4 protein-coding genes are annotated in these 4,689 nt (G+C 47.3%); 2 read left to right on the top strand and 2 right to left on the bottom strand.

Annotation, left to right across the window (positions count from 1 at the left end):
* Positions 1 to 1,682 (top strand): menaquinone biosynthesis decarboxylase (locus tag Q0277_RS06855; RefSeq protein ID WP_297996760.1); only part of this gene is annotated, 1,682 nt, incomplete at its 5' end.
* Between the two features lie 235 nt (positions 1,683 to 1,917).
* Complete coding sequence (locus tag Q0277_RS06850) at positions 1,918 to 2,592, top strand: methionine ABC transporter permease (protein ID WP_297996758.1); 675 nt, start codon at positions 1,918 to 1,920, stop codon at positions 2,590 to 2,592.
* Between the two features lie 475 nt (positions 2,593 to 3,067).
* Here the strand turns inward: Q0277_RS06850 and Q0277_RS06845 are convergent, their stop codons facing one another.
* Both Q0277_RS06845 and Q0277_RS06840 read right to left on the bottom strand, forming a co-directional pair.
* Entirely contained in the window at positions 3,068 to 3,646 is a 579-nt protein-coding gene (locus Q0277_RS06845) for an autotransporter domain-containing protein (protein WP_297996756.1), read from the bottom strand.
* 344 nt (positions 3,647 to 3,990) lie between these two features.
* Positions 3,991 to 4,689, bottom strand: a 699-nt coding sequence (locus Q0277_RS06840) for a hypothetical protein (RefSeq protein WP_297996754.1), incomplete at its 5' end; no start/stop codon positions are given.

The raw sequence follows: 4,689 nt of genomic DNA, 5'->3' as shown, positions 1-4,689 counted from the left end.
TGCTTTTTACGAACGTGCGAAACGCGCAGGGCAAACGGATGCCGCCGGTGCTAACCAATATTTTCGGCTCCTTCGAGGCGTTAAATTTAATCCTCGGTCGCAAGCCCGACGAAATTGCCGCCGAGATCGAGAGCTTGCTAAAGCCGAAGCGTCCGCAAAGCTTCGGCGAAAAGCTTGATTTCTTGGCGCACTTAATCTCGCTTCGTAAAATTTTTGTAAAGCGCCTTAGCGGTCGCGGCGAGTGCCAGCAGGTCGCGCATCTGGGCGCTGACGTCGATTTGGGCGAGCTTCCAGTGCTTAAGACCTGGGAGGGTGACGGCGGCGCGTTCATCACGATGGGGCAGGTCTATACGAAGGATCTAAACTCTCAAACGCAAAATCTCGGTATGTATCGCCTGCAAATTTACGGACGCGACCGCCTGGGGATGCACTGGCAGATACACAAAGACGGCGCGGGCTTTTTCGACGAATACCGCAAAGCTGGGCGCAAGATGCCCGTATCCGTGGCGATCGGCGGCGATCCACTCTATATCTGGTGCGGTCAGGCGCCGCTACCGAAGGGGATTTTTGAGCTACTGCTTTACGGCTTCATCCGCCGCAGCCCCGCTCGCCTCGTAAAATCGCTTACGAATGAAATTTACGTTCCCGCGGACGCTGATTACGTGATCGAGGGCTTTGTCGATCCCGCAGTAAGCGAGCCGGAGGGGCCTTTCGGCGATCACACGGGATATTACACGCCGGTAGAGCCATTCCCGGTGATGGAGGTTAGCGCGATCACGCACAAACGCGCGCCCGTATTTCACGCCACCGTCGTGGGTAAGCCGCCGCTTGAGGATAAATTTATGGGATACGCGACCGAGCGGATCTTTTTGCCGCTGTTTCGCACGAGCGCGCCCGATCTGATCGATTATAAAATGCCCGAAAACGGCGTATTTCACAACCTAATTTTGGCTAAGATCGCCGTGCGCTACCCCGCTGCGGCTAAGCAGATCATGCACGCGTTTTGGGGCGTGGGGCAGATGAGCTTCGTAAAACACGCCGTTTTCGTGCCGCAGGACGCGCCGAGCTTGGATGAGTACGAAGCGCTTACGAAGTACGTCCTAAACCGCATAGGCGCGCGCAGCCTCGTTTTTAGTGAGGGTGTGTGCGATCAGCTCGATCACGCAAGCCCGAACTCCTGCTTCGGCGGCAAGCTCGGCATTGATGCGACGGTTGATCTAAGCTCGCAGGCGCCGCAAATTTTAAGCGACGAGGAGCTGCTAGCGAAATTTCAAAGTGAGGAGCCCGCTATTTTGGCGCTTAAGCAGCACTTTTGCGATACGAAAAACCCGCTCGTGCTGATAAACATAGACAAAAAAGAGCTCGTAGAGCGTAGCTGGCGGCGGCTTTTGAAATTTAGCGAGCATTTTAAAATTTTGATTTTTACAGATGCGAGAAACGACGCGAGCAACCTCTATATGAGCGTTTGGCGCGTCGTAAATAGCATCGATGCGCTGCGCGACGTGTTTGTGGCGCAGGACGATCACATCTGCATCGACGCTACGAGCAAACACGAGTGGGAGGGCTATACGCGCAGGTGGCCGCAGGAGACGCTCTGCAGCCGCGAAGTCGTGGCAAGCCTCATAGAGCGCGGCATCGTGCAGGATGAGCCCGAGCTATTTAAGAAATTTGAAATTTTTTGAGGGCGCGGGGCGGAATTTCGTGCCGATTTGAAATTTTAAAATTTTAGCTTTGGTTTTAAGGCCGCGCGCTAAATTTAGAAGAAACTTTGTTTAAATTTACAACCTTGGGCGGAAAAATTTTATAAATTTTGCTGCCGCGTGAGCGGTAAATTTTATAATTTTAAAATTTCAAAAATTTTTATAATGGCGCAAAAGCCCGATATAGCGCAAGCAAGCACAAAATGAAAGGACATAAATGATAGAGTGGATACAAAATTTTTTTAGCGGAACGATTCCGAAGCTGCTGTTAAACGCGACGCTGGAGACGCTGTATATGACCTTCATAAGCACGGCTTTGGCGTTTATTTTAGGGCTCGTGCTCGCGATCGTGCTTATCCTTACGCGTCGCGGTGGGCTCGGCGAAAACCGCATCATCTACGCCGTGTTGGACGTCGCGATAAATACGCTGCGAAGCTTCCCGTTTATAATTTTGCTGATCGTGCTCTTTCCGCTTACGAAGCTTCTTGTCGGCACTAGCATCGGTACCACCGCGGCGATCGTACCGCTTACTATCGGCTCGGCGCCCTTTATCGCTCGCCTCATCGAAAGCGCTCTGCTAGAGGTCGATAGCGGCGTGATCGAGGCGGCGAAGAGCTTCGGTGCGAGCAAGACGCAGATAATCTTTCGCGTAATGTTCATCGAGGCGCTACCTAGCATCATCGGTGCGATTACTTTGACGCTCATCGTCATCATCGGATTTACGGCGATGGCGGGCACGGTCGGCGGTGGTGGGCTCGGCGACGTGGCGATCCGCTATGGCTTTCAGCGCTTCCGTCCCGATATAATGGCATACACCGTCGTGATACTGATCGTACTCGTGCAGATAATCCAAAGCATCGGAAATTTATTCTATAAAATTACGAAAAAGTAGGAGCACTGGCGGTTGCGGCGGAATTTTATGATGAAATTTTATCTGCTTTGCTTTTTGTCGTAAAATTCTGCTCTTGCTTTGAAATTTCATCTTTGCTTGAGATTCTGCGTTTGCTTATAAGATTCTACTCTTGCTAGCGAGATTCGGCATTCACTCGCAAGGCTCCGCTTTCACTCATTTGATTGCACTCTCGCCGTGAAATTTTGTCGTAAATTTTGATCTGAAATTTCGTATTGCAAATTTTAAAGCGGCATAGAATTTTATGAATTATCTTGCGGCGCTTGCCGTAAAATTTTATGCGGGCGGATACGGCGCGTTTAATAAGATCGTTATCGCATAAGAGCGAAGCTATGAAATTTATCTAGTGTGTAGCGTCTAAATTTAAAAAGGGGCGAGAAATCTCCCGCCCCTGAAATTTTAAGTATAGGATTTGATTTTATAGATGTGCAAGCTAGAGCTTACGCATCTCTTAAATTTAAAACATAATCTCAAACCCTGCATTGATAGCACCACCTCTTGTTTTGCCTATGTAGCCCTTGCCTCCTAGGCTAAGGATAAGGTTTTTGCTATCGTATTTATAGCCAGCTTCAAATACTCCGGTCGAACCTTTTAGACTAGGCTTAGGAGCGTCAAGTCCCATAGTAGATGCTTTAGCATCCCCTTTAAACTCATACTCATAAGCGCCTCCTACGTATAGGTTATGCTCGTCTTTTAAATTTATAGTATCTCTAAGACCTGCTCTTAGCCTATTAGATGTAACGCTATCAAAGTGATATCTCTCGCCCGAGCTTATAGTAGCATCGGCATCATCTGTGTAAGCATATAGCCATTTAGTATAAACGTCTAGTTTATTACTTTGGCTTAGATCAAAGATCTGACCTATTCCTATATGAGTAGCCATATAGGTTGAGCTGATATCAAACTTCTCATTATGAGCTAATACTCCAGGAGCTATGGCATAGGTCCAGTCGTTACTATTGTAGTCGCTACTTATCTTACCTACGTGAAAGCTTGCATCTAGGTAGGTACCGCTAGTAAAGTTTTGCTTTAGCATCAAGCCTCCGCCTATATACTCACTATCTCCGTCTGCATGTAGACCGCTATCTAAATAGCTATCGTAGTTGGCTTTTCCATATTCAACGAATACTCCGCTTAGTATCTCTCCTACGGAATTCGGAGTTAAGCTAGCAAGTCCCGCTGCTACTCCATAGCCTTTGGAATTTACGTGCGAGCCCGTCTCATGTCTTAGATCATAAGCTTCGCTTATAGCAAAAGGAAATAGCTCTAAATGCCCATCCGGTATTAGCTTATCTAGGTAGTTAGTGATTAACTCGCTTCCGCTCTTTAAGCTAGCTAAGCTTGCAGCTCTGGTTTCTGCGAAGGATTTAGCGTCATCCTTTACTTTTTTCTTGCCGCTAATTTAAGATCCAATGCTTTTCCGTTTGCATCTACCATAGCATATGTTTCATAATCTATGGTAGCGCCTTGCTGAACCCTGGTTTGTAGATGAGAAGGATCAGGAAGTAGTAATCGTCCGCTTCCTTGCTTATCGATCAGGTGGATAGTGCTGGTATCTCCTACGTCGGTATTGCCGCTAATGTAAGCGGTGATCTTACCTCTCATATTGCTTAGATCGGTATTGGCCGTAGGATCTGTTAGCGTAATCATAGAATCGCCGTCTTTAATAGTAGGAGGCATAAAGATATTGATATCGTCAAATCCTCCGATATTCTTAGCGGTTATAGTATTAGGAGCTGCCGGATTGGTAGGGTTTTTACCTACGTTTAGAGTGCTTCCAGCTCCGCCGGTGATATCTCCGATATTATTGCCGCCGGTTAAATTTACGGTAGAGTTATTGCCGCCGTTAATATTTAATCCGTTGAAATTCGTAGGATTGTTTGGATCTTCGTTAACTACGTTTATTACAGGATTTGGGATAGGATTATATCTATTGATCTCATCGTTTCCAAACTCGCCGCCGGTGATATTTCTAGAGGTAAGCTTGCTTCCTTGAATTAAGATAGATTGATCGTCACTGCTCTTAATTAAGCCTTTTAGCATTATATCGTAGGTGGTAGAGTTTTTAAGCGTAAACTC

The sequence above is a fragment of the uncultured Campylobacter sp. genome (genome assembly GCF_938030815.1).
GTDB lineage: Bacteria > Campylobacterota > Campylobacteria > Campylobacterales > Campylobacteraceae > Campylobacter_B.
This window is presented reverse-complemented; position numbering and strand designations above follow the sequence as displayed.